We start from the raw sequence: 23,458 nt of genomic DNA on the forward strand, positions 1-23,458 counted from the left end.
CGTTTTCCTTGAGATCGTGAGGTTGATATGCCCTTTTCCGACTATCGAACCGCATTGGTGACGGGCGCTTCTTCGGGCATTGGCGCCGCGGTCGTCGAACGCTTCGCGCGCGAGGGTCTGGAAGTGCACGCCGTCGCGCGCAGCGCCGACGCGCTGAAGAAATTATCTGACAAGACCGGCTGCATCGCGCACGTCATGGATGTTTCGGATCGATCGGCGATGTCTGATCTCGCGCGCAAGACGGAGTTCGACATTCTCGTGAATAATGCGGGTGTCGATCGGCCGAAGAAGTTCCTGGACGCCGATCCTGAAGATATCGACCTGCTGGTCGATGTGAATCTGCGCGCGGTTCTGCATCTCTGCCGCCTCGTCGTGCCGGGAATGGCGGCGCGCGACCGCGGCCATGTCGTGAACATCACGTCGATCGCGGCCGCCTACCATTTTGGCGGCAACTCCATCTATCACGCCACAAAGGCGGCGGTCAGCATGCTCTCGCACCAACTCAGAATCGACGCTTTCGGGAAGCGAGTGCGCGTCACCGAAATCTGTCCGGGCCGGGTGGCGACGGATATCTTCGCGCATGTCCATGGCGACACGCCTGAGACACGCGCGAAATTCATCGACGGGTTCGAGTTGCCGGAGGCCACGGATATTGCTGACGCCATCGCCTTTGCGATCGCTGCGCCGATCGCCGTGAATATCGGCCATATGGAGATCATGCCGACTTTGCAGGTGCCCGGCGGCCTTTCCACGGCGCGGCCGGAGAAGCCTGTCAGGCGATAATTTACGCCGCCTGATTCGCCTCGATGATTTTCTTCAGCGCCGCCATTTCCTCAGGCGTCAGATCGGTCAGCGGCGGCCGCACCGGACCCGCATCGCGGCCGACTGCCCGCAGGCCCGCCTTGATCATCGAGACCGCATAGCCTTTCCTGCGATTACGCAGCGCAACGAACGGAAAGAAGAAGCCCTTCAAGATGCGATCGACAGTCGCCTGATCGCGATTCCGCAGAGCGCTGTAAAAGCTCTGCGCCAGCGCGGGAACGAAATTGAACACGGCCGAGGAATAGGTGGTCACGCCGGCGGCGAAATAGGCCTGCGCATAAGCCTCATGCGTCGGCATGCCGCCGACATAGACGAGCCGGTCGCCGATTTTGGTGGTGATCTCGATCACCTTGTCGACATCGCCGACGCCGTCCTTGTAGCCGATGAGATTCGGGCATTCGTCACACAGGCGCGCAAGGCTGTCGGCGCTGAGGATCGCATTGTCCCTGTTATAGACGATGACGCCGATCCCCACCGACTGGCAGACCGCGCGCACATGCGCGATCAGCCCCTCCTGCTCGCTGAACATGAGATAGGGCGGCAGCAGAAGAAGCCCGTCCGCGCCGGCTTTTTCCGCCGCCTGCGCGATCTCGATCGCAAGCGAAGTCCCGTAGCCCGTGCCCGATATAATCGGCGTCGCGCCGGCGGCGTCCTTGGCCGCCTTCACGACGGCGGGAATTTCGCGCGGATTGAGCGAAAAGAATTCGCCCGTTCCGCCAGCCGCAAACAGCGCCGACGCGTTGAAGCCGGCGAGCCATTCGACATGGCGACGATACGCGCTCTCGTCGAAACGGAGCTCGCGATCGAAAGCCGTCACCGGAAATGAGAGCAGTCCGGCGCCCACCGCGCGCTTGATGTCATCAGGCTTCATGAATCCGGCCCTGTCGCTGATCGGGATCGAGAAATTGCGGAGCACTCAGGACGCAGCCTGTTCGAGAGACTGCAGAAGCGCGACGATGTAGCCGTAGCAGAAGGCGAAGGCGACGCCCGTGGGGTCGCGACCGCCAATCACAGGCACATGATCGGGCATGAGCATATATTTGAATCCGACTTCCCTGTAGAGGCGCGCGGAGCGGACCATGTCCATGTCGCCTTCCTCCGGGAAGGTCTCCATGAAGGAGAGCTTGCCGCCGCTGATATTACGGAAGTGAACGTTGAAGATCTTGCCGCGCGTTCCGAACCAGCGGATGACGTCGTCGATCTCCTCGCGCGGATTGTCGAGCATCTCGCCGATGGAGCCCTGGCAGAAATTCAGGCCGTGATACGGGCTCTCCCGCATCATCACGAATTTCTTCAAGCCCTCGACCGTGCCGAGCACGCGCGTGACGCCGCGATAGCCCGGCGGCGTGTAGGGATCATGCGGATGACAGGCGAGGCGGATGCGATTGCTTTCCGCGACAGGCACGACGCGTTCGAGAAAATAATCGATACGCTCCCAATTCTCGTCCTCGGAGAGAACGCCGGCGAGCCCGGGCGCAGCTTTCTGGTCCGCGAGGTCCCAGCGGAACGCTTCGTTCTGCGAGCCTCCACGGCCAGCCTCCATCGCCGTGCGCGGAATGCCGATGAGATTGAGATTGTATTTGGCGGCGGGGATGCCGGCGCTCGCCAGATTCTCGATCATCTTGCAGACCGCGTCGATCTGGCGGTCGCGTTCGGGGCCGGCGAGGAGAATATCGGGATAGGAGGCCTTCTCGATCGGCTTCGACGGCAACGGAAGCTGGACCATGTCGAGCGTCAGCCCGAAGCCTTCGATTTTCTCGCGATGCCTTTTGAGGTCGGACAGGGTCCAGTTCGCCGGACTGCCCGGCGGGTCGGCGCAGATATTCTTCACCCCAAGCTGGGCGAACACCCGGTAGTCGTCATCGTCACGCGCCGGGACCTGCGTTCCCACATACATGAGCTGGCCTTGAGCTGCTTCCCGCTAATATCATATGACATAATATGACTATAGCGGGCTGTCGAGCGGATTACTGCTGCGCCAGCGTCCGGTAGCGACGCTGGCTGGCCGCCATATGGGCGCGCATCGCCTGACGCGCCCTCTCAGGATCCTGATCGGCGATCGCTTCCAGGATCGCCCCATGCTCGGCGTGAACCTTTTCGAGATAGGCGATGTCGCTGGCGTCCGGCAGGGTGGGGAACTGGCTGCGGGGGATGGCGCGCAGGCCGAAATGCCTGAGCACATCGAGATAGAAGCGATTGTTGGTCGCGGCCGCGATGGCCATGTGGAACTCAAAGTCGGCTTCGACGGTGGGCTGCCCGTCCCTGATCCGCTGCGCCATCTTGCGGTTGGCGGCGCGGATGGCCTCTTCCTGCTCGGCGGTTCGGCGATAGGCGGCGATGGCCGCGGCCTCGCCCTCGGCCGCCATGCGAAATTCAAGCAATTCAAGAGTTTGTGGAATATTTCCGATTTCGACCGGGGTCAGGATGAAACGCTGGCTCTTCGCCGGATTGCGCACGAAGACGCCTTTGCCCTGGATCGGCTCGACGAAGCCGGACGCGCGCAGCTCGGCGATGGCCTCGCGCACGACCGTGCGGCTGACGCCGAATTGCGCCTCGAGTTCGCTCTCGGTCGGGAGCTGGTCGCCTTCCTTCATCAGGCCCGTCTGAATCCGGTCGGCGATCTGATCGATCACCTGCCGGGCCAGACGCACCTTGCCCTTCGCCGTCGCCATCATGCCTCCCGTCGCCTCACATCGTGGCGCACGCCCCGCACCTTCTTACGCCTCTTGCAAAGCTTCGCCCGATCCCTTTTAATCATAATACGACTTCTCAAAAACATCATACACAAGTTTCGTCCGGGAGGACATTCCATGGCGTCTCTTCGCGGGGGGATTTGCGGCGGTCTGGCTGTCGTCGCGCTGGCGCTTGGTCTTGCGCCGGCCAGCGCCGCGACGCCGAAGGACCAGCTCGTTATCGGCACCTCGATCGCGCAGGTGCTGTCGCTCGATCCCCAGCAGGCGACCGAGCCGAAGGCCCAGGAAATTCTCTCGAACCTGTACGATCGGCTGGTGGCAACGACGCCTGACGGCAAGATCATGCCGCAGCTCGCGGAAAGCTGGTCGATCGATGCGAACGGCGTCACGTTCAAGCTGCGCGCCGCGACATTCGCGTCCGGCAATCCCGTCATGGCGAACGACGTCGTCTATTCGATCGTGCGGCTGATGAAGATGGATCAGGCCGGCTCCGTCCATTTCAAGCGCATCGGCTTCACGGCGGCGAATGTCGAAAGCATCGTCAAGGCCGTCGATGCGAAGACGGTGCGCTTCGAGCTCGCGGGCAAGGCGCCGTCCGATCTCCTGCTTTATCGCCTCGCTCTCGGCACAGCGAGCGTGATCGACAGCGTCGAGGTGCAGAAGCATATCGAGGGCGACGATCACGGCAACGCCTGGCTGCGCACGCGTTCCGCCGGCTCCGGCCCCTTCACGCTCAATCGCTGGTCTCCGAACGAGATCATCATTCTCGACGCCAACGCGAAGTATATGACCGGCGCGCCGAAGATGCGCCGCGTCATCTTCCGTCATGCGCCGGAGAGCCAGGTGGAGCGGCTGATGCTGGAGCGCGGCGACATCGATCTCGCCAATGCGCTGACCGCAGCCGATCTCCTGATCTTTCGCGACAAGTCCGGATTTGCGGTGCAGCGCGTGCCGACCGGCGGCTTCTATGTGCTGTCGATGAACGCCGGCAACAAATATCTCGGCGATCCCAAAGTCCGCGAAGCGATCGCCTATGGAATCGATTACGCCGCGATCGAGAAAACCGTGATGGGTCCCTATGGCCGCGCGCGCACCGTGCCGGTGCCGCAGAATTACGAATTTGCGATTCCGAGCCCCGACTGGCGCCTCGATGTCGCGAAGGCCAAGGCGCTGCTTGCAGAGGCCGGCTACAAGGACGGTTTTTCGCTGACGCTCAAGACGATCGCGCAGACGCCGCGCATCGATCTTGCGACCGCCCTGCAGGCGTCGCTGGCGCAGATCGGCGTCAAGGTGGAGATCCAGCAGGGCAATGGCTCCGAGATCATCTCGGCGCATCGCGCCCGCAATTTCGATCTGCTTCTTCCGCAGACCAGCGCCTATATGCCGAACGCGCTGGGCGCGATGGATGATTTCAGCAGCAATCCCGACAATTCGCGCGAAGCCAACAACGCCGGCAACTTCGTCTGGCGATCGGCGTGGGACATTCCGGAACTGACGAAGCTGACGGCGCAGGCGGCCGCCGAGCCGGACCCGGCAAAACGCGGCGAGATGTTCGTCGCCATGCAGAAGAAATTCGTCGAGTTGAAGCCGGCCGTGCTGCCGCTGTTCGAACGGTTTGAACCGATCGTGCTGTCGTCGCGCGTCAAGGGCTATGTGGGTCACCCCAACATGCTGACGCGTCTCGAAGCGGTGACGAAAGACTGATTCGCAGGCGCCTGTCATGAAGGAGCTGTCGGCAGCGGAGATCATGCGTCGTCTGGCGCAGCTTCTCGCGAGCATCTTCGTTCTGCTTTGCTTCACCTTTCTCGTCGGGCGCGTGCTTCCGACCGATCCCGTCGGCGCGGTGGTCGGCGAACTTGCCGATCCCTCCGCCTACGCCGCGATGCGCGCGCGGCTGGGACTCGATCTTCCCGTGCATGAGCAATTTTTCGTCTATGTCTGGGGATTGCTGCATGGCGACTTCGGCAAGGCGATCCTCACCGGCAATCCCGTCTCGACCGATCTCGCGCACGCTTTTCCCGCGACGTTCGAGCTGGCGACGCTGGCTGTCGTCCTTTCAACCGTCATCGGCGTTCCCTTGGGATTGCTGGCGGCTCTTTTCCGCGACGGGTTGATCGACAAGATCGCGCGCGTCGTCGCGCTCGTGGGTCACTCGATCCCGGTCTTCTGGTTCGGCATTGTCGGGCTCGTCATATTCTACGCCGGGCTGAACTGGGTCGGCGGACCCGGCCGTATCGATGTCTTTTATGAAGGGATCGTCGCGCCAAAGACCGGGCTTCTTCTGGTCGACAGTCTTCTCGCCGGCGAGCCTGATATTTTCTGGAACGCGCTGTCGCACATCATCCTGCCGGCGGCGATTCTCGCTTATGCGGCGATGGCCTATATCACCCGCATGACCCGCAGCTTCACGCTGGAGCAGCTAAGCCAGGACTATGTCATCGCCGCGCGCGCCAAAGGCGTCGGCCCGATGCGCACGATCATCGGCCATGTCGTCCCCAACATCGCGGTGCAGCTCATCACGGTTCTCGCGATTTCCTATGGCGGCCTTCTCGAAGGCGCTGTGGTGACTGAAATCGTCTTCTCCTGGCCCGGCGTCGGACAATATATGACGAATGCTCTGATGATCGGCGACATGAATGCGATCCTCTCCGCGACGATTGTCGTCGGCCTCGCTTTCATGCTGCTCAATTTCTTCGCGGACATGGCTTACGCCGTTCTTGATCCGCGCACGCGCGAGACGGCGCGATGAAGGCGATGAGTCAGCAACAACCCGCTCTCGCATCGTCGTCCGGCTTCGCAGCGCGTCTTGCCGCGTCCCTGTGGCGGGCGGCCGGCAAGCTTGCGCACGAGCCGCTGGGGCTGGCCGGTTTTGTCATTATCGGGCTCCTCTGTGTCGTTGCGATCTTCGCGCCGCTGATCGCGCCCTATGATCCGGCGATTCAATCGCTCGGCGACGCGCTTCAGCCGCCGAGCCTCGCGCATCTCGCCGGCACCGATGAGTTCGGCCGCGACATTTTCAGCCGCCTGGTTCATGGCGCGCGCATCACGATCCAGATCATCCTGTCGGTGTCGATCATCGTGGGCCCTGTCGGCCTGCTGATCGGCGTCGTCGCGGGATTCTTCGGCGGACGGATCGATGCGCTGCTCATGCGCGCAACCGATATCGTCCTGTCATTTCCCTCTCTCATTTTGGCGCTCGCCTTCGCGGCGGCGCTCGGCGCGGGATTGAACACCGCGATCATCGCGATCTCGCTCACGGCCTGGCCGCCGATCGCCCGTCTTGCGCGCGCCGAAGCGCTGATCGTGCGCAACGCCGACTATGTCGCCGCGGCGCGCCTCTATGGCGCTTCCTCACTGCGCATTCTGCTCCTTTATATCGCGCCGATGTGCATCCCCTCGGTGATCGTGCGGTTGACGCTCAACATGGCGCACATCATTCTCACAGCGGCCTCGCTTGGCTTTCTCGGACTTGGCGCGCAGCCGCCGGCGCCGGAATGGGGCGCGATGGTGTCGAGCGGGCGCAAGTTCATGCTCGATTACTGGTGGGTCGCGGTGATGCCCGGCGTCGCCATTCTCATCACGAGCCTCGCCTTCAATCTCGCCGGCGACGCGCTGCGCGACATTCTGGACCCGCGCCATGCCCGCTCCTGATCCGGCGTCGCCCATCCTGTCGCTGCGCGGGCTGACCGTGCGCTTCGGGCGCAGCGCGGCGCCCGCCGTCTCCAATGTCAGCTTCGACATCGGGCGCGAGAAGGTCGGCGTCGTCGGCGAGTCGGGATCGGGCAAATCGACGACCGGCCGCGCGATCATGCGCCTGCTGCCGTCCATCGCGCAGATATCAGCCGAGCGTCTCGCATTCGCCGGGGAGGATTTGCTCGTAAACACCGAGCGGCGAATGGGCGAAATCCGCGGCAAGGATATCGCGCTGATCATGCAGGATCCGCGATATTCATTGAATCCGGTGCTGCGGATCGGGCGGCAGATCGCCGAAGCGGCGCGGTTGCATCTCGGCTGCGACAGGAAGGAGGCGCTGGCGCGCGCCCGCTCCATGCTGGAGCGCGTGCGCATCAATGACCCCGATCGCGTGATGGCGCTCTATCCCCATCAGATCTCCGGCGGCATGGGGCAGCGCGTCATGATCGCGATGATGCTGCTCGCGCGTCCCCGACTTGTCATCGCCGATGAGCCGACATCGGCGCTCGATGTCAGCGTGCGCAAGGACGTGCTCATGCTGCTCGACGAACTGGTTCGGGAAAACAATTCGGGCCTGATGCTGATCAGCCATGACATCCGCATGGTGGCGGCGTTCTGCGAGCGCATCCTGATCATGTATGGCGGCCGCGTCGTCGAAACGCTCTCCAGCCTCGATGAGGCGCGCCATCCCTATACGCGGGCGCTGATCGCCGCGATGCCCGATCCGCGCCATCCCGTGCGACGCCTGAACGTCGTCGATCGCGACGAGTTGGAAAGGGCGATGGCGCCATGATCGCCGTTGAAAAGCTCGACGTCGTCTTCGGCGCCGGACGCAACCGGCATCATGTGGTGCGCGGCGTTTCGTTTGAAGTCGCGGCTGGCGAGGCCTTGGGAATCGTCGGCGAATCCGGCTGCGGCAAATCGACGATCTTGCGGGCGTTGGCCGGCATCGAGCGCGGCTGGACGGGATCGATCAAGCTGGGCGGCAAGCCGGTTGCGCCAACGAGGATGCGCGACGAGTTGAAGCTGGCGCAGATGGTCTTCCAGGACCCTTACGGCTCGCTTCATCCGCGTCATCGCATCGGCATGGCGCTTGCCGAACCGATCCGCGCGATGGGGCTAGGCTCCGGCTGGGATCGCGTGCCGCAGGCGCTCCGGCAGGTGGGCTTGCCGGAGTCCTTCGCCGAACGGTTTCCCCATGAATTGTCGGGAGGGCAGCGCCAGCGCGTCGCGATCGCACGGTCTCTGATGCTGGCGCCGCCCGTGTTGCTGCTCGATGAACCGACCTCGGCGCTTGATGTTTCCGTACAAGCCGAAATTCTCAATCTGCTGGCGGATCAGAGAGAGGCGCTGGGGCTGACTTTCGTTCTCGTCAGCCATGATCTCTCTGTCATCGCGCATATGTGCGAGCGCGTGCTGGTGATGAAAGACGGCGAATTCGTCGACGAGCTTGGCCGCGACGATCTGCGCGCCGGCGTCACCCATTCGAATTACGCCCAGGATCTTTTCGAAGCCAGTTTTCTCTAGATTGGAACAGGCGTCGGAGAGCGGGATCGCTCGGCGATAAAGGCGAGGCATCGTCCTCGAACAAGAGGGAGGAAAATGATGAGGGGAGTTCACATGAGATTGTCTTCGGCGGTCGCGGCCGCATGCCTGTCGCTTGCGGCGCCTGCCGCCATGGCGAAAACGCTAGTCTATGTCTCGGCCGCAAATGACGGCGTGATCGACGCCTACAGCATGGATGAGAAATCGGGCGCGCTGACGCCGGCCGGAAAATTCGAAGCGGGGAAGATGGTCATGCCGATGACCGTCAGCCCGGACAGGAAGCATCTCTACGCCGTCGTCCGCTCGCAGCCTTTCCGCGTCGTCACGTTCGGGATCGATCCGCAGAGCGGCGCGCTCACCCAGGAAGCAGTCGCCGCGCTTCCCGACAGCATGCCCTATGTCTCGACCGATCTTTCCGGGCGGCTGATGTTCACCTCGTCCTATGGCGGCAACAAGATCGCCGTCATGCCGATCAACGCTCAGGGCCGCGTGGTCGATGGCGTGCGGCAGGTGATTTTGACGGGCCGCAATGCGCATTCAATCGTCACGGATCGCACCGGGAAATATGTGTTCGCGACGAATCTCGGCTCCGACGTTGTGCTGCAATTCGTGCTCGACCCTGAGACGGGAATGCTGAAGCCGAACGATCCGCCGCAGGTGAACACCAAGCCGGGCTACGGCCCGCGCCATATCGCCGTCTCGCCTGACAACAAGTTCATCTATGTCGTCACCGAGCTGACGGGGCATATCATCCAGTATGCGCTTGATCCGGCTAAAGGCGGTTTGACCGAAGTGGAGAGCGTCGCGTCCGTGCCCGCTGAAGCCGGCCTTATTCCCGGCGTCGCGCCTCCGCCTCCGCCGCCTTTCAATGCTCCCGTAAGCTCGGCCGCCGCGGCGCCGGCGGAAACGCGACCGCTGGTCTGGGCCGCCGACATCGGCCTCACGCCTGAAGGCAAGTTTCTGTATGCGACCGAGCGCACGACCAGCAAGATCGCGCTGTTTCACGTCGCGGCCGGCACAGGCAAATTGAGCTATGTCGCGAACTTTCCGACGGAGAAGCAGCCACGCGGCATCCGCATTGACGCGTCAGGTCGTTTCCTCATCGCATCAGGCGAGAAGTCGGATCGGATCGCGGTCCATGCGATCAATTCGTCCGACGGCAAGCTGACCGAGGTTGGGCGCTATCCCGTTGATTCCGGCGCCAACTGGATCGAGATCGTCAATTTGCCGTGACTGGCGCCATAGCTTGCGCTTCGTCAACGAGTTGTTTCTGAGTCATGCTCGCGTCAAGCGCGGGCATGACGCGGCCAAAGCCGCCTTTCAATCCGCCTCGCCATAGGCAAGACTCGCGGCGAGCAGTTCATGCGAATAGGAATGAGCGAGCTCGCCGGAGCGCAGCCGATCGGCGGCGAATTCGTCGACGATCCGCCCGGCCTGCATCACCGCGACGCGATCGCACATATGGGCGACGACAGCGAGATCGTGGCTGACGAGCAAATAGGTCAGGCGACGCTCCGCGCGCAGATCGGCGAGCAGGTTGAGAATCTCCGCCTGCACCGAAACGTCGAGCGCCGATGTCGGCTCATCAAGAAGTAAAACATCGGGCTTCAGCATTAGCGCGCGTGCGATGGCGACGCGCTGTCGCTGGCCGCCTGAAAGCTGATGCGGATAGCGATAGAGAGCCGCGCGCGGCAGACCGACCGTATCGAGCGCGCGTCCCGCGTCAGAGAGGGAATGCTCGATCCCCTGATTGCGCAAGGGCTCGAGAAGCTGCGCCTTGATCGTCTTGCGCGGATGAAGCGATCCGTACGGATCCTGAAACACCATCTGCACGCGCTTGAAGAAGGAACGTTGGCGCTGCGGGGTCAGCGCAACGCCGTCGAGCAGCACCTCGCCGGAATAATCCGGATTGAGGCCGGCGAGCGCGCGCAGCACGGTCGATTTTCCGCATCCGGATTCGCCGACAAGCCCGAAGGCTGATCCGCTCTCGATGTTGAAGCTGACGCCGGCGACGGCTGGCGGCGCGTCGGGAGCGAAGCTGACGATGAGATCGCGAACCTCGATCATTTCGCCGCGCCTGCGGGCTGGAGCCAGCGCGGATCGCGCGTCAATGTCGGAAGCCGCTGCGATGGCCGCCGGATCGATGGCAGCGACGCCAGAAGTCCGCGCGTGTAGGGATGCTCGGCGCGCGCGAGATCGGCGGCGGCGAGCGTCTCCACGATCTGTCCGGCGTACATGATGATCACGCGGTCGCAGAAGCCGCGCACGAGATTGAGATCGTGGCTGATGAAGATCAGTCCAAGACCGCGACTTGCGATGAGTTCATCGAGCAGTTTGAGCACTTCGAGCCGGACCGTGACATCGAGCGCCGACGTCGGTTCATCGGCGATCAGCACGTCGGGCCCTGCGATCAGCATCATCGCGATCATGACGCGCTGGCCCATGCCGCCTGAAATCTCGTGCGGATAGAGCGCGGCGACGCGCGCGGGATCGCGGATTTTCACGGATTCAAGGATGGCGAGCACGCGCTCCCGCGTTTCGCGCGCGCCGGCGCGGCCGGGCTGATGCACACGCCACGCCTCCGCGATCTGCTCGCCGACCGGCGTCACCGGATTGAGCGAATATTTCGGGTCCTGCATGATGAGGCCGATGCGCCGGCCGCGCAGATCCATCATCTGTTTTTCACTGGCGGCGATGAGATCGATGTCGCGGAACGCGAGACGCTCGGCCGTGACGCGCGCGCCGGCCGGCGACAGGCGCATGATGGCCCGGCCGATCATGGATTTTCCGGCGCCGGACTCGCCGACAATCGCGAGCTTCTCGCGGCCAAGCGTGAAGGAGACGCCGCGCACCGCCTGCACCGCGCCGTCGCCGCGCCCGAACCCGATCCTGAGATCGCGCGCTTCGATCAACGGAGCCTCAGTCATCGCCGCCTCGGGGATCGAGCACGTCGCGCAGCGCGTCGCCGGCGAGATTGAAGGCGAGGCTGACGATGGCGATCGCAACGCCGGGCGCCGTCACCACCCATGGGCTGTCGATCATGAATTCGCGCCCTGAAGAGACCATCGCGCCCCATTCCGCCATGGGCGGCTGCGCGCCGAGGCCGAGAAAGCCGAGGCCCGCGGCGGTCAAAATCACGCCGGCCATGTTGAGCGTGATGCGCACGACGACGGAGGGCAGGCACATCGGGATGATGTGGTCGAAGATGATCCGCGCCGATGTCGCGCCCTGCAACCGCACCGCCGCGATGAAATCGGCCCGGCGCAGGCTCAACGCTTCGGCGCGCGCCAGCCGCGCCATCGGCGGCCAGGCCGTCAGCGCGATCGCAATAATCGCGTTGGTGATGCCGGGTCCGAGCGCCGCGGCGAAGCCAAGCGCGAGCACAAGTCCGGGAAAGGAGAGAAAGATGTCGGTGACGCGCATCAGCGCTTCATCGATCCAGCCGCCGAGATAGCCGGCGCAGGCGCCGATCACGAGGCCGATTGGCGCAACGATGATTGTCACGAGCAAAATGATGTAGAGCGTGGTGCGCGCGCCATAGACAATGCGCGCGAAAATATCGCGGCCGAACTCGTCCGTGCCGAGCCAGTGCGCGGCGGAGGGCGGCGCGAGACGCCCGACCATGTCTTGCACGGCGGGATCGTATGACGTCAGCAGCGGGGCTGCGATTGCGACGATCACGAGAAGAAGGATCACGCCAAGGCCGACCAGACCGAGCGGATGCGCGGCGTAGCGCAGCCAGCCCTGCCAGGCCTGCTGCATGGCCGACTGAAATGCGCCGGCTGGCTCTTCGGCGCGCAGCCATTCGCGAAATCCTGACGGTGATTGCGACATATCGCTCATCAGCGCGTGCGCGGATCGAGAATGCGATAGAGACGATCGGAGATGATGTTGATCGTCAGGAACACCAGGCCGATCAGCAACACTGCTCCCATCACCACATTCATGTCATTCAGGCGCAGGCCGCGCGTGAGATATTGCCCGAGTCCGGGCCAGCCGAACACGGTCTCGATCAGCACCGCTCCGTCGAGCAGGCCGCCGAAGGTCAGCGCGAGCACGGTGAGAAGCTGCACGCGAATATTCTTGAAGGCGTGCGCCCAGATCATGCGCCGGCGGGAGACGCCTTTGGCGCGCGCCGCGATGACATATTCCTGACCCAGCTGCTCCAGCATGAAGCTGCGCGTCATGCGGCTGATATAGGCGACGGAATAGTAGCCGAGAATGGCGCCGGGCAGGATGATGTGCGCAAGCGCGTCGTGAAACATGTCCCACTCGCCGCGCAGCGCCGTGTCGACGAGCATCAGCCCCGTGATGGGCTCGATCATGCCCTCATTGAGCACGTCGAGCCGTCCAGACGCTGCGACCCAGCGCAGCTTCGCGTAGAAGATCAGCAGCGCGATCAGGCCGAGCCAGAAGATCGGAACGGAGTGGCCGGCAAGCCCGACCACGCGCGCGACATGATCGACGAACTTGCCGCGATTGACCGCGGCCACGACGCCAAGCGGCACGCCCATGAGCGTTCCCACGAGAATGGCGACGAGCGCCAGTTCGATGGTCGCGGGAAACACTGTGAGAAGATCGGCGGACACCGGCCGTCCCGTCGTCAGCGACGATCCCATGTCGCCCGTGAGCACATTCCTGACATAGGAGATGAATTGCTCCAGCACGGGCCGATCAAGCCCGAGCTGTTGATAGACGCGGTCATAGGTCGCCTTGTCGACCTCTGATCCCGTGACGGCGAGCACGGGATCGGCCGGCAGAAGCCGTCCCATGGTGAAGGTGAGCAGCAGCAGACCGATAAGCGTCGTGGCGATCGACAACGCGCGCCCCGACAGGCGCTGCAATCGTGCGAACCGCGCCGGCCGTTTGAATGCGCCTGTTGTCGCCGTCGCGGCTGCGGTCATCGCGGCTCAGCTCTTCTTCACGTCGTACCAGCGCGTCGACCAGGTCGGGTGCCCGACATAGCCGGTGACGCCCTTGCGGATCGCATAGGGATCGGTGCGCTGCAGGATGACGATGAGCGGCGGATTCATCGCCGTGAACGCCTTGTCGATCTGCTCGAAAATCGCCTTGCGCTTCGCCGGGTCTGTCTCCGCTTTCGAGAGATCGACCTGTTTCGTCAATTCAGGCGCGTCGAGCGCCGTGCGCCAGAGATAATAGCCGCCGAGCTTCGCTTCATCGCGATTATCGGGATTGTAGGCGTATTGCACCAGCGTGCCGAACGGATCGGGCAGGCGCGTGCCGGAATTGCCGACGAGCACCTGATATTTCCGCGCGCGAAAATCAGGCGTGTGTTCGCCGGGCACGATCTCGAATTCGACGCCGGCCTTGCGCGCGCTCGCCTGCAACGCGACCGCCATCTTGAGCAGCGCGTCGGATGAAGGAAACAGCGTTTTCTTCAATCCGTTGGGATAGCCGGCCTCGGCGAGAAGTTTCTTCGCGAGCTCGGGATCATATTGATAGCCCGTCGGCTCGGCCGTCGGCGCGCCCGACATGCCTTTCGGAATGATCGACTGCCAGGGAAAGCCGTTGAAGTTCATCGTCGTCTGCGCCAGCGGCTTCCAGTCGATAATGTGCTGGAACGCCTGCCGCACAAGCGGTTTCGCAAGATCGGGGTCCTGCGTGTTCATGGCGACATAATAGAAGCCGAGGCCCGGGCCGGGATCGATGGTCGCGCCCTTGGCCTGCAGCGCTTCGAGATCGCCATTCGCCATATACTGGCCGACATCGATGTCGCCGGCCTCGATCTGGAGCCTCAGATTTCCCGACTCCGGCACATGGCGCATGACGACGCGCTTCATCGCCGGCGCGCCGCGCCAATAGTCGGCGCGCGCGTCAGCGAGCAGAATATCGTTCGGACGCCATTGCGTGAGCTTGTAGGGGCCGCTGCCGGCGCTGTTGCTCTTCAGCCAGTTCTGGGCGAGGTCGCCATTCCTCTCGTTCTTCAGCGCGGTCGCCTTGTCGATGATTCCAAGCGACGCGCCGGCGAGCGAATAGAGCACGAGTTCAGTCGAGACAGGCTCCGGCAGCTTGATGACAAGCGTCTGCGGATCGGTCGCCTGAACGAGGCTGTCGACATTCTGCGGCGTGAAGCCCCACAGCGCGACGTCGGTCGAGCCGACGGCGGCCATCTTGATCACGCGCTGGATCGACCACGCCGCATCCTCGGCGGTGAGGGGATTGCCGGAGGAAAATGTGACGCTCTTGCGGATCGTCATGGTGATCGTCCGCTTGTCGTCCGAGACCACCCATTTCTCCGCCAGCATCGGGCGAATGTCGCTCATCCTGTCAGGCGGCAGCTCGACGAGATTGTCGTAGAGGTTGGACACGACCTCGGACGGCGTGCGGGCGTTGATCGCGGCGGGATCAAGCGAGGGCACCGCGCTGAGCTGCGTGCCGATCACGAGCGCGTTCGGCGGGGACGCGGCGTACGCCGCCGCGTAGAGAGACGCTGCGATCGCCAGGCCGGTGAGCAAGCCGGCGAGAATGCGGGGCTTCACGTTTGATCCTCCCTGACCACGATGCTCCGGTCGGCTTTGGCGCCGCTTCTCGGGCATGAATTCAAGACGCTTCCGTCTTCGCGCCGTCCGGCTGGACCAAAGCGCGTGCGATCTGATATATCAAGCGGCATTTGAAGCCAAGGGGGATGCGACGAATGGGTGGCGCGCGCGCGCCGCGGCATCGTCCGCTCGAGCCGGTCGACGTCGAGGTTCTCAAAGGCCTGAGGGAGCATGTTTACGGGCGGCTGCGGCAGGCCATCATCTCGGGCCAGCTCCGATCCGGAACCATGCTCAATGAGCGCCAGATCGCGAGCCAGCTTGGCGTGAGCACGACGCCGCTGAAGGAGGCTCTCCGCCGTCTCGAGACGGAAGGATTCGTGCTCACCGAGCCGCGGCGCGGCGTCAGGGTGACCTTCGACGCCCGGCAGGCGGAGGAAATGTCGCTCGCTCGCGCGGCGCTGGAAAGCATGATCGCGCGTCTCGCCGCGTCGCGGATCGACGATGAGGCGCTTGCGGCGCTGGAGGCGATCGCCGACGGCATGCGCGCCGCCACGCAAAGCGGCGATGCGGACAGGCTGATCGCGCTCAACGAATCCTTCCACGACGCGATCCATGACGCGTCCCGCTGCCGCTATCTCCAGCGACTTCTGATCGGGCAGGTGGTTTACGATCAGGCGGCGCGGCTGTTTCTGCTCGACGATGCGGACGAGCGCCTCCGCGCGCTCGATGAGCATCTGGCGATCCTCGCCGCCCTGTCGGCGCGCGACGCCGATGGCGCGGAGAAGGCGATGCGCGATCACATCGTTCGATCAGGACGCCAGCATATCCAGACCGCCTTCGCGCGCCGGGAAGAGTGAAACGTCTCTCTGCGCAGGCGCTGTTAGCGGGCGCGTCGCGGACAAAAAGCGCGCAACAGGAGTTACGCGCGCATCCACGTCTTATAACCGAAAGCAAGACGTGGATGGCCGGAACAAGTCCGGCCATGACGCCGCGTGAAACTATTGCGAAACGGGAACCGCTCTAGCAGACCCGCGATATCTGCCAATCGGCGTCGAGACGGGCCTCGTTCAGTCGCTAAATGTCGGCAGACTTTCCGCGAAATCAGACCAGCGGCACGTCGCAGATCAACTGGCTGAGCCTCTGTTCGTCGATGACGCTGCTGACGATCGCCCTGTCTTCATCATTCATTGCGGCGGCCGAATTCCGCCACAGCGCGAGATAGGTCGCCTGTGCATCGTCGACGCTGCTCCAGGCGAAATTTGCGAGAAGCCATTCGGTGACCTGCTTCAACATGCTCTCGCTCCGCGTTCTCTGATCGGCTGCTTGCGCAAGCCGGATTGCGCGCCAAACGTATCGGCTCGCAGCTTCGAGCGTCAAAGGATCGGCCTTTCAAAGATTTGCTCCAGCGGGGAGGAATTTTCCCCGGCGAGGGCGCGCGACAGCAGGAGTTGGCGGCTATGGCCGGCGGGCCGCCTGTCTCGGAAATCGACGGCGAGCCTGCGCCGGCTTGACGCCCCGTTCGCTTTGCAATAATTGTTATGAGACATAACTATAAACGTCCGGGATACGGGAAACGCCGCTCATGAATGTCGACGAACTCATCGCAATCGACATCCATACCCATGCGGAGGAGCCGTGCGGCGCGCATGCCGATGACGGCTACGACGATTTCCAGGCGGCCATGGCGAAATATTTCAATGCGCCCTACGCGCATCCGCCGACCATGGAAGAGACCGCCGCCTATTATCGCTCGCGCAAGATCGCGGCGGTGATCTTTCCCGTCGACGCCGAGCGCGAGACCGGCTTTCGCCGCTACGCGAATGAGGAAGTCGCGGAGAAGGCGGCGGCGAACAGTGACGTGCTGATCCCCTTCGCCAGCATCGACCCCGCGAAAGGAAAAGCGGGCGCGCGCGAGGCGCGGCGTCTCGTGCGCGATTTCGGCATTCGCGGCTTCAAGTTTCATCCCTCGATGCAGGGCTTTTATCCCAACGATCGCGACGCCTATGTGCTCTATGAGGCGATTGCGGAAGCGGGCGTGCCGGCGCTGTTTCACACCGGTCAGACGGGCGTCGGCTCCGGCATGCGCGGCGGCAACGGCATCCGCCTGAAATATTCCAACCCGATCTATATGGACGACGTGGCGGTCGATTTTCCCGACATGCCGATCATCCTCGCGCATCCCTCCTTTCCCTGGCAGGAGGAGGCGCTGTCGGTCGCGCAGCACAAGCCGAACGTCTATATCGATCTCTCCGGCTGGTCGCCGAAATATTTTCCGCCGATCCTCGTCCGCTACGCCAACTCGATCCTGAAGCATAAGGTCCTGTTCGGCTCCGACTGGCCGGTGATTTCCCCGGATCGCTGGCTGAGCGATTTCGAGAAGCTCGACATCAAGCCTGACGTGCGGCCGCTGATCCTCAAGGACAATGCGATCAAGCTGCTTGGCCTGAAAGCCGGGAAGGCGTCCTGATGGAACGTCCCTCGACAGGCGCGAAAGCCCGCCACGCCGCAGCGAATGATGAGCCGATCGCGCGCGAGCGTCTGGCGATCGATCTGCCGTCGTCCCTTGCGGCCGAACGGCAAGGCGACATCGCAATCCTGCGCCTCTCCCGGCCTGAGAAACGCAATGCGCTGAACGATGCGACGGTGCAGGGGATCGAGGCTTTCTTTTCGCGGCTGCCCGACGACATCAAGGCCGTGGTCATCGATGCGGCCGGCGCGGATTTCTCCTCCGGACTCGATCTGTCTGAACTCTCCGAACGCAGCACGATCGAAGGCGTCGCCCATTCGATGATGTGGCATCGCGCTTTCGAGCGCGTCGAATTCGGCCGCACGCCTGTCGTCGCGGCGATGAAAGGCGCTGTCATTGGCGGAGGCCTCGAACTGGCCTGCGCCGCGCATATCCGCGTCGCCGAACGCAGCGCCTATTACGCTTTCCCCGAGGGACAGCGCGGCATCTTCGTCGGCGGCGGCGCCTCGGTGCGCGCGCCTCGTCTGATTGGCGCCGCGCGCATGGCCGACATGATGCTGACCGGGCGCGTGCTCGACGCGGAAGAGGGACACGCCGCCGGTCTCTCGCAATATCTCGTTAATGAAGGCGAGGGGCTCACGAAAGCGTTGGAGCTCGCGACGCGTATCGCGGCCAATTCGCCCGTGACGAATTTCGCGGTGATTCATGCGCTGCCGAAGATCGCGGAGGCGAATCCGCGCGAAGGCTACATGATGGAAGCGCTGATGGCGGCGATCGCGCAAGGCAGCGACGAAGCGAAGGAACGATTGCGGGCGTTCCTGGAGAAGCGAGCGAAGAAGGTCACCGATTTCCGATGATGCGGTTCGCCAACTGCCGGAAGAGCAGGGCGAAAGGGGAGGAGCGATGGAGATCAGCAGGCAGAGGATCGGCGATGCGCAGCGCGCGCCGCTGCGCGACGTTCCGTTCGGACGGTTCACGGTCGCCGTCGATCGGCGCGACGACGGCGTCATCCATGTGCGTCCGGTCGAGCAGCTTGCGCCCTATCCTCGTCGCCTGACGGATCGACTGCATCACTGGGCGACGCTCGCGCCAGAGCGGATTTTTCTCGCCGAGCGCGATGGAAGGGACGGCTGGCGGACTGTCAGCTACGCGCAGACGCTGCGTCTTGTCCGCCGCCTCGGGCAGGCGCTGCTCGATCGGAATCTTTCAGCGGAACGGCCGCTGCTCATTCTCTCCGGCAACAGCATCAATCATGCGTTGCTCGGGCTTGCGGCGCTCTATGTCGGCGTTCCCTATGCGCCGGTGTCGCCGGCCTATTCGCTGGTGTCGACGGATTTTGCCAAGCTCCGCCATGTCGTCGGCCTGCTGACGCCGGGATTGGTCTATGCGGACGATGGGCGCGCGTTCGGCAAGGCGATCGACGCCGCAATTCCCGACGATGTCGGCGTCATCCAGGACTCCGCCGGAGCGGACAGTGGGCGACCAGCCGTTGCTTTCGCTGATTTCGCAGATCGCGAGGAGACGAACGCCGTCGATCTCGCCCATGACGCCGTTGGCCCCGACACGATCGCCAAGTTTCTTCTCACCTCCGGCTCCACAGGTTTGCCGAAGGCGGTGATCAACACCCAGCGCATGCTGTGCAGCAATCAGGTGATGCTGCGCGAGGCGCTTGCGGTCGTGAAGGAGAAGCCGCCGACCCTTATCGACTGGCTGCCCTGGAATCACACCTTTGGCGGCAATCACAATGTCGGCATTGCGCTCTTCAATGGCGGCTCGCTCTATATTGATGATGGCAAGCCGACGCCGGGCGGCTTCGCGGCGACCATCCGCAATCTGCGCGAGATCGCGCCGAGCATCTATTTCAACGTGCCGAAGGGATGGGAGATGCTCGTTCCGCAATTGCGCGCGGACGATGCGCTACGCCGGCGCTTCTTCAGCCGGCTCGATCTCTGTTTCTTCGCCGGCGCTGGTCTTCCCGAACATGTCTGGCGCGCGCTCGATGAACTCGCGGTCGAAACCGTGGGCGCGCGCATTCCGATGCTCACGGGGCTCGGCGCCACCGAGACCGCGCCTTTCTCGCTTTCGGTCACGCCGGAAACCAGCCGCTCGGGCCATGTCGGTTTGCCTGCGCCTGGCAACGAATTGAAGCTTGCGCCGGTCGACGGAAAGCTCGAGGCGCGCGTCAAGGGGCCGAATGTGACGCCGGGCTACTGGCGCGAACCCGGCCTGACCGCGGCGGCTTTCGATGACGAAGGCTATTACAAATTCGGTGATGCGCTTCGCTTCGTTGATCCCGATGACATCAGCCAGGGCTTCGCCTTCGACGGCCGCATCGCCGAGGATTTCAAGCTGACGAGCGGCGTCTGGGTCAGCGTTGGTCCGCTGCGCGCGCGACTGATCGAGGCGTGCGCGCCCTATTTCAGGGACTTCGTCATCGCGGGCCTCAATCGCGACGAGATCGCCGCGCTCGCCGTGCCGGACCTCGACGCATGCCGCTCTCTGTGCCCGGACGCGCCGACTGATATGGCGTCGCCGCAACTGCTTGCGGATGCGCGCGTGCGGGCCGCCCTGCGCCGGGGGTTGCGCGCCGCAGCAGCGAAAAGCACCGGCTCGTCGAATTTGATCGCGCGCGCCCTCATCATCGATGCGCCGCTCTCAATCGATAGCGGCGAGATCACCGACAAGGGCTCGATCAATCAGCGGGCGGTGCTGCGGCGCCGGGCTGATCTGATCGACGAGCTTTACGATCAGAGAAATTCGGCGCGCGTGATCGGCATCGATGGCGATGATTGAGCAGCGCTATTGCTTGTTCAAATGAGTCCGCCTGGAGCAGGGCGGCGAAATCGGGAGGTTGCAGGCATGAAAACGAGATTTCTGAAAGCCGCGGCGCTGCTTCTGGCGTCATGCGCCTGGTCGCCGACGCTGGCGCTGGCGGACATGACGATCGGCGTCACTCTGTCATCGACCGGCAGCGGCGCCGCGCTCGGCATCCCCATGCGCAACGCGACGACGCTCTGGCCGACCGAGATCGCCGGCGAGAAGCTCAACGTCATCGTTCTCGATGACGCCGGCGACCCGGCGGCGGCGACGACCAATGCGCGGCGGCTGGTGACGGAAAACAAAGCCGATATTCTGATAGGTTCTGCGCTGACGCCGGCCTCGATCGCGGTGATGGGCGTCGCCGCCGAAGCTGAAACGCCTCATCTTGCGGGATCGCCGGTGCCGCTGCAGGCGGGCCGCGAGAAATGGACCTTCGTCCTGCCGCAGAAGGTGTCGCTGATGGCGGACGGTCTGTTCGAGCATATGAAGAAGAACAATGTGAAGACCGTCGGCTATATCGGCTTCTCCGATTCCTGGGGCGATCTCTGGATCAACGAGCTGAAAGCGCGGAGCGAAGCGTTCGGCTTCCGGGTCGTTGCGGAAGAACGCTATGCGCGCGCCGACACGTCGGTTTCAGGTCAAGCGTTGAAGCTCGTGTCAGCGCGGCCTGACGCGATTCTCGTCGGCGGCTCAGGCACAGGCGCGGCCCTGCCGCAGATCGCCGTGCGCGAACGCGGCTATCGCGGCGCGATCTATCAGACCCATGGCGCGGTGACGAAGGACTTCATCCGCATCGCAGGCAAGAGCGCCGAGAACACGATCCTTGTCTCCGGCCCGGCGATGGTTCCGGAGGCGCAGCCGGATTCATCTGCGACCAAGGCCCCGGGTCTTGCGTTGGTGAACGCCTATGAAGCGAAGTTCGGCGCGGACACGCGCACGCAATTCGCCGCGCATGTCTTCGACGCCATGGAAATCCTGAAGCGCGCAACGCCGATCGCCTTGAAGACGGCGAAGTCGGGCACGAAGGAGTTCCGCCTGGCGCTGCGCGACGCGCTGGAGAAGGGAGAGGAAATCCCGGCGAGCAACGGCGTGTTCCAGTTCAAGCCGGATGATCATTATGGCCTCGATCCTCGCGCGCGCGTGCTGCTGACCATCAAAGATGGCGGCTTCGCGCTGGCGCAGTGACCTGAGAATGATCGCCTTGAACGACGTAGTTCCAGCGCCGTCTGCGCCGACGAGCTATGTTGTGTCGGCGTCCGGCGCGTCAGCAAGCAGGCGCAGCAGCGCGAGCAGTTTCTCCCGCCCGCCGGGGCCGAGCTGCTGCACGAGACGCCGCTCATGCTTGCCTTTCAGCTCCTTCGCAGTCCGCAGGCATGCCTTGCCGGCGTTCGTCAGCTCAAGCGCATATGAACGGCGGTCGGCCGCGACCTTGGATCGCCGCGCCAGGCCGCGCTCCTCGAGCTCGTCGACGAGCGCAACGAAATTCGCGCGCTTGATGCCGAGCGCATCGCCGACTTCGGTCTGCTTGAGGCCGGGATTGTGCTCGATCACCAGCAAGGCGCTGAAGAGAGAAGGCCGCAGGCTGACGGATTCAAGTGACCGGATGAAATCATCGAAGACCGCGAGCTGCGCGCGCCGCAGCATATATCCGATCGTCTCGGGCAGATCGCCCATGTCGACGGCTGCGTCATCGAGCGCAGTCGCATCGGGATTGCTGGCTTTTCGCTGGCGGGCGGGGCGAGGCACGATCGTGTCGTCTGAATGGAGAATTGAACGGAGCGGCTTGGAAAAACCTAGCGGAGCAAAGCGATCGTGAAAACCCTCGCCGCTCGCATTGGCCGCGAAATCTGCAGGCGAAGGCTGTTCGCGAGGCCATGATGGACGCCACGATCGTCGCCTTTCTGCTGCAGGACGGCGTCACCAGCGGCGCGATCTATGCGCTGATCGCGCTGGCGCTCGTCCTCGTCTTCGCGGTCACGCGCATCCTGTTCATTCCGCAAGGCGAGTTCGTCGCCTTTGGCGCGTTGACCTATGCGGTGCTTGGCGCAGGTCAGATTCCCGGCGCGGTCTGGCTGCTTCTCGGCTTTGGCGTCGCGGCCTTCTCAGTCGATCTCATCGATCTCAGGCGCAATTTCTCCGCCGCGCTCGCGTTGCGCGCCTTCGCCGCCGACGTGCTGCTGCCCGCAGCTGTGATCGCGATCGTTTTTCTGTCTGGTCCGGCTCGTTCGAATCCGTTGATCGCTGCGATCCTGGCCGTCGCCATCGTAACGCCGATCGGCCCCTATCTCTATCGCGTTGCATTCCAGCCCATGGCGGAGGCGTCGATCCTGACGCTGTTCATTGCGGCGGTCGCGATCCATTTCGCGCTGACGGGCCTGCTGCTGGTTTTCTTCGGACCTGAAGGCCTGCGCGCCGTCCCGCTCTCGTCGGCCGGATATGAATTCGGCCCGTTGCTCGTCAGCGCGCAAAATCTCTGGGTCTATGCCTTCGCGACGATCACAGCGGCCGCGCTGCTGCTGTTCTTCACCTACACGCTCTGGGGCAAGGCCCTGATGGCGACGGCGATCAATCGGCTCGGCGCGCGCCTCGTCGGCATTCCCACGCGCATATCAGGACAAATCTCCTGCGGCCTCGCCGCCGCGATCGGCGCCGTGTCTGGCGTGCTCATCGCGCCGACGACGACGGTCTATTACGACACCGGCTTTCTCATCGGCCTGAAAGGCTTCGTCGCGGCGATCGTCGCCGGTCTCGCGAGTTTTCCCGGCGCCGCGCTCGCCGGCGTCGGCGTTGGCGTGATCGAAGCTTTCGCATCGTTCCTTGCGAGCGAGTACAAGGAAATCATCGTCTTCATGATGATCCTGCCGGTCCTGCTCTGGCGCTCGCTCGTCTCGGGCCACGCCGCGACGGACGAGGAATGA

General features: G+C 63.6%; 23 protein-coding genes. 13 read left to right on the forward strand and 10 right to left on the reverse strand.

The features are described from left to right. Nucleotides 1–27: 27 nt before the first annotated feature. A complete protein-coding gene (locus L8F45_RS30175; RefSeq protein ID WP_342364382.1) occupies nucleotides 28–783 on the forward strand; it encodes an SDR family oxidoreductase in 756 nt (251 codons plus the stop codon). Nucleotide 784: 1 nt separating this feature from the next. Here L8F45_RS30175 and kdgD read toward each other — a convergent pair whose 3' ends face one another. From kdgD to L8F45_RS30190, 3 genes are all read right to left on the reverse strand, one after another. Beyond that, entirely contained in the window at nucleotides 785–1,693 is a 909-nt protein-coding gene (gene kdgD / locus L8F45_RS30180; protein WP_342364383.1) for a 5-dehydro-4-deoxyglucarate dehydratase, read from the reverse strand. 45 nt (nucleotides 1,694–1,738) lie between these two features. Further along, nucleotides 1,739–2,719, reverse strand: coding sequence for a mannonate dehydratase (locus tag L8F45_RS30185; RefSeq protein ID WP_342364384.1), 981 nt, complete (start codon nucleotides 2,717–2,719; stop codon nucleotides 1,739–1,741). A 70-nt stretch (nucleotides 2,720–2,789) separates the two neighbouring features. Further along, nucleotides 2,790–3,497, reverse strand: coding sequence for a FadR/GntR family transcriptional regulator (locus L8F45_RS30190; protein ID WP_342364385.1), 708 nt, complete (start codon nucleotides 3,495–3,497; stop codon nucleotides 2,790–2,792). A 135-nt stretch (nucleotides 3,498–3,632) separates the two neighbouring features. On the opposite strand from L8F45_RS30190, the gene L8F45_RS30195 reads away from it, so the two are divergent. The 6 genes from L8F45_RS30195 (at nucleotide 3,633) to L8F45_RS30220 (ending at nucleotide 9,986) form a co-directional block, all read left to right on the forward strand. After that, nucleotides 3,633–5,219, forward strand: a complete 1,587-nt coding sequence (locus L8F45_RS30195; protein ID WP_342364386.1) for an ABC transporter substrate-binding protein — start codon at nucleotides 3,633–3,635, stop codon at nucleotides 5,217–5,219. Between the two features lie 16 nt (nucleotides 5,220–5,235). Beyond that, nucleotides 5,236–6,264, forward strand: coding sequence for an ABC transporter permease (locus tag L8F45_RS30200; protein ID WP_342364387.1), 1,029 nt, complete (start codon nucleotides 5,236–5,238; stop codon nucleotides 6,262–6,264). Nucleotides 6,265–6,269: 5 nt separating this feature from the next. Further along, a complete protein-coding gene (locus L8F45_RS30205) occupies nucleotides 6,270–7,166 on the forward strand; it encodes an ABC transporter permease (protein WP_425330075.1) in 897 nt (298 codons plus the stop codon). After that, nucleotides 7,153–8,001 carry an ABC transporter ATP-binding protein gene (locus tag L8F45_RS30210; RefSeq protein WP_342364388.1) on the forward strand — a complete coding sequence of 283 codons (849 nt, stop codon included), beginning with the start codon at nucleotides 7,153–7,155 and terminating at the stop codon, nucleotides 7,999–8,001. The genes L8F45_RS30205 and L8F45_RS30210 overlap by 14 nt, the downstream gene beginning before the upstream one ends. Beyond that, nucleotides 7,998–8,735 (forward strand): ABC transporter ATP-binding protein, encoded by a 738-nt coding sequence (locus tag L8F45_RS30215; protein ID WP_342364389.1) that lies wholly within the window; start codon nucleotides 7,998–8,000, stop codon nucleotides 8,733–8,735. The genes L8F45_RS30210 and L8F45_RS30215 overlap by 4 nt, the downstream gene beginning before the upstream one ends. A gap of 93 nt (nucleotides 8,736–8,828) precedes the next feature. Further along, entirely contained in the window at nucleotides 8,829–9,986 is a 1,158-nt protein-coding gene (locus tag L8F45_RS30220; protein ID WP_342364390.1) for a lactonase family protein, read from the forward strand. Between the two features lie 87 nt (nucleotides 9,987–10,073). On the opposite strand, the gene L8F45_RS30225 is transcribed toward L8F45_RS30220, so the two are convergent. The 5 genes from L8F45_RS30225 to L8F45_RS30245 are packed head-to-tail and all read right to left on the reverse strand — an operon-like array spanning nucleotide 10,074 to nucleotide 15,241. After that, on the reverse strand, nucleotides 10,074–10,820 hold the full coding sequence (locus L8F45_RS30225; RefSeq protein ID WP_342364391.1) for an ABC transporter ATP-binding protein: 747 nt from the start codon (nucleotides 10,818–10,820) through the stop codon (nucleotides 10,074–10,076). Continuing rightward, nucleotides 10,817–11,680, reverse strand: a complete 864-nt coding sequence (locus L8F45_RS30230; protein WP_342364392.1) for an ABC transporter ATP-binding protein — start codon at nucleotides 11,678–11,680, stop codon at nucleotides 10,817–10,819. Before L8F45_RS30230 ends, L8F45_RS30225 begins: the two co-directional genes overlap by 4 nt. Further along, nucleotides 11,673–12,587: an ABC transporter permease gene (locus L8F45_RS30235; RefSeq protein ID WP_342364393.1), complete on the reverse strand. Its 915-nt coding sequence runs from the start codon at nucleotides 12,585–12,587 to the stop codon at nucleotides 11,673–11,675. The genes L8F45_RS30230 and L8F45_RS30235 overlap by 8 nt, the downstream gene beginning before the upstream one ends. 8 nt (nucleotides 12,588–12,595) lie before the next feature. Continuing rightward, nucleotides 12,596–13,657: an ABC transporter permease gene (locus tag L8F45_RS30240; RefSeq protein ID WP_342364394.1), complete on the reverse strand. Its 1,062-nt coding sequence runs from the start codon at nucleotides 13,655–13,657 to the stop codon at nucleotides 12,596–12,598. A 6-nt stretch (nucleotides 13,658–13,663) separates the two neighbouring features. Beyond that, nucleotides 13,664–15,241, reverse strand: coding sequence for an ABC transporter substrate-binding protein (locus L8F45_RS30245; RefSeq protein ID WP_342364411.1), 1,578 nt, complete (start codon nucleotides 15,239–15,241; stop codon nucleotides 13,664–13,666). Nucleotides 15,242–15,408: 167 nt separating this feature from the next. On the opposite strand from L8F45_RS30245, the gene L8F45_RS30250 reads away from it, so the two are divergent. Beyond that, nucleotides 15,409–16,110 carry a GntR family transcriptional regulator gene (locus L8F45_RS30250; protein ID WP_342364395.1) on the forward strand — a complete coding sequence of 234 codons (702 nt, stop codon included), beginning with the start codon at nucleotides 15,409–15,411 and terminating at the stop codon, nucleotides 16,108–16,110. Nucleotides 16,111–16,354: 244 nt separating this feature from the next. Here the strand turns inward: L8F45_RS30250 and L8F45_RS30255 are convergent, their stop codons facing one another. Further along, entirely contained in the window at nucleotides 16,355–16,546 is a 192-nt protein-coding gene (locus L8F45_RS30255) for a hypothetical protein (protein WP_342364396.1), read from the reverse strand. Between the two features lie 289 nt (nucleotides 16,547–16,835). On the opposite strand from L8F45_RS30255, the gene L8F45_RS30260 reads away from it, so the two are divergent. From L8F45_RS30260 to L8F45_RS30275, 4 genes are all read left to right on the forward strand, one after another. Further along, on the forward strand, nucleotides 16,836–17,720 hold the full coding sequence (locus tag L8F45_RS30260) for an amidohydrolase family protein (RefSeq protein WP_342364397.1): 885 nt from the start codon (nucleotides 16,836–16,838) through the stop codon (nucleotides 17,718–17,720). After that, nucleotides 17,720–18,577 (forward strand): crotonase/enoyl-CoA hydratase family protein, encoded by an 858-nt coding sequence (locus L8F45_RS30265; protein ID WP_342364398.1) that lies wholly within the window; start codon nucleotides 17,720–17,722, stop codon nucleotides 18,575–18,577. The genes L8F45_RS30260 and L8F45_RS30265 overlap by 1 nt, the downstream gene beginning before the upstream one ends. A gap of 46 nt (nucleotides 18,578–18,623) precedes the next feature. After that, nucleotides 18,624–20,513, forward strand: a complete 1,890-nt coding sequence (locus tag L8F45_RS30270) for a feruloyl-CoA synthase (RefSeq protein WP_342364399.1) — start codon at nucleotides 18,624–18,626, stop codon at nucleotides 20,511–20,513. Between the two features lie 66 nt (nucleotides 20,514–20,579). Further along, the gene (locus L8F45_RS30275; RefSeq protein WP_342364400.1) at nucleotides 20,580–21,725 is read left to right on the forward strand and encodes an ABC transporter substrate-binding protein; all 1,146 of its coding nucleotides are present in this window, start codon (nucleotides 20,580–20,582) and stop codon (nucleotides 21,723–21,725) included. A gap of 54 nt (nucleotides 21,726–21,779) precedes the next feature. On the opposite strand, the gene L8F45_RS30280 is transcribed toward L8F45_RS30275, so the two are convergent. Beyond that, entirely contained in the window at nucleotides 21,780–22,286 is a 507-nt protein-coding gene (locus L8F45_RS30280; RefSeq protein ID WP_342364401.1) for a MarR family winged helix-turn-helix transcriptional regulator, read from the reverse strand. 131 nt (nucleotides 22,287–22,417) lie between these two features. Here L8F45_RS30280 and L8F45_RS30285 point away from each other — a divergent pair, with 131 nt between their 5' ends. Then, entirely contained in the window at nucleotides 22,418–23,458 is a 1,041-nt protein-coding gene (locus tag L8F45_RS30285; RefSeq protein WP_342364412.1) for a branched-chain amino acid ABC transporter permease, read from the forward strand.

The sequence above is a fragment of the Terrirubrum flagellatum genome (genome assembly GCF_022059845.1).
GTDB lineage: Bacteria > Pseudomonadota > Alphaproteobacteria > Rhizobiales > Beijerinckiaceae > Terrirubrum > Terrirubrum flagellatum.

Excerpts from the sequence above, each read along its gene's own strand:
- L8F45_RS30175 (WP_342364382.1), top strand. The coding sequence starts at position 28 with ATGCCCTTTTCCGACTATCGAACCGCATTGGTGACGGGCGCTTCTTCG.
- kdgD (WP_342364383.1), bottom strand. The coding sequence starts at position 1,693 with ATGAAGCCTGATGACATCAAGCGCGCGGTGGGCGCCGGACTGCTCTCA.
- L8F45_RS30185 (WP_342364384.1), bottom strand. The coding sequence starts at position 2,719 with ATGTATGTGGGAACGCAGGTCCCGGCGCGTGACGATGACGACTACCGG.
- L8F45_RS30190 (WP_342364385.1), bottom strand. The coding sequence starts at position 3,497 with ATGATGGCGACGGCGAAGGGCAAGGTGCGTCTGGCCCGGCAGGTGATC.
- L8F45_RS30195 (WP_342364386.1), top strand. The coding sequence starts at position 3,633 with ATGGCGTCTCTTCGCGGGGGGATTTGCGGCGGTCTGGCTGTCGTCGCG.
- L8F45_RS30200 (WP_342364387.1), top strand. The coding sequence starts at position 5,236 with ATGAAGGAGCTGTCGGCAGCGGAGATCATGCGTCGTCTGGCGCAGCTT.
- L8F45_RS30205 (WP_425330075.1), top strand. The coding sequence starts at position 6,270 with ATGAGTCAGCAACAACCCGCTCTCGCATCGTCGTCCGGCTTCGCAGCG.
- L8F45_RS30210 (WP_342364388.1), top strand. The coding sequence starts at position 7,153 with ATGCCCGCTCCTGATCCGGCGTCGCCCATCCTGTCGCTGCGCGGGCTG.
- L8F45_RS30215 (WP_342364389.1), top strand. The coding sequence starts at position 7,998 with ATGATCGCCGTTGAAAAGCTCGACGTCGTCTTCGGCGCCGGACGCAAC.
- L8F45_RS30220 (WP_342364390.1), top strand. The coding sequence starts at position 8,829 with ATGAGATTGTCTTCGGCGGTCGCGGCCGCATGCCTGTCGCTTGCGGCG.
- L8F45_RS30225 (WP_342364391.1), bottom strand. The coding sequence starts at position 10,820 with ATGATCGAGGTTCGCGATCTCATCGTCAGCTTCGCTCCCGACGCGCCG.
- L8F45_RS30230 (WP_342364392.1), bottom strand. The coding sequence starts at position 11,680 with ATGACTGAGGCTCCGTTGATCGAAGCGCGCGATCTCAGGATCGGGTTC.
- L8F45_RS30235 (WP_342364393.1), bottom strand. The coding sequence starts at position 12,587 with ATGTCGCAATCACCGTCAGGATTTCGCGAATGGCTGCGCGCCGAAGAG.
- L8F45_RS30240 (WP_342364394.1), bottom strand. The coding sequence starts at position 13,657 with ATGACCGCAGCCGCGACGGCGACAACAGGCGCATTCAAACGGCCGGCG.
- L8F45_RS30250 (WP_342364395.1), top strand. The coding sequence starts at position 15,409 with ATGGGTGGCGCGCGCGCGCCGCGGCATCGTCCGCTCGAGCCGGTCGAC.
- L8F45_RS30255 (WP_342364396.1), bottom strand. The coding sequence starts at position 16,546 with ATGTTGAAGCAGGTCACCGAATGGCTTCTCGCAAATTTCGCCTGGAGC.
- L8F45_RS30260 (WP_342364397.1), top strand. The coding sequence starts at position 16,836 with ATGAATGTCGACGAACTCATCGCAATCGACATCCATACCCATGCGGAG.
- L8F45_RS30265 (WP_342364398.1), top strand. The coding sequence starts at position 17,720 with ATGGAACGTCCCTCGACAGGCGCGAAAGCCCGCCACGCCGCAGCGAAT.
- L8F45_RS30270 (WP_342364399.1), top strand. The coding sequence starts at position 18,624 with ATGGAGATCAGCAGGCAGAGGATCGGCGATGCGCAGCGCGCGCCGCTG.
- L8F45_RS30275 (WP_342364400.1), top strand. The coding sequence starts at position 20,580 with ATGAAAACGAGATTTCTGAAAGCCGCGGCGCTGCTTCTGGCGTCATGC.
- L8F45_RS30285 (WP_342364412.1), top strand. The coding sequence starts at position 22,418 with ATGGACGCCACGATCGTCGCCTTTCTGCTGCAGGACGGCGTCACCAGC.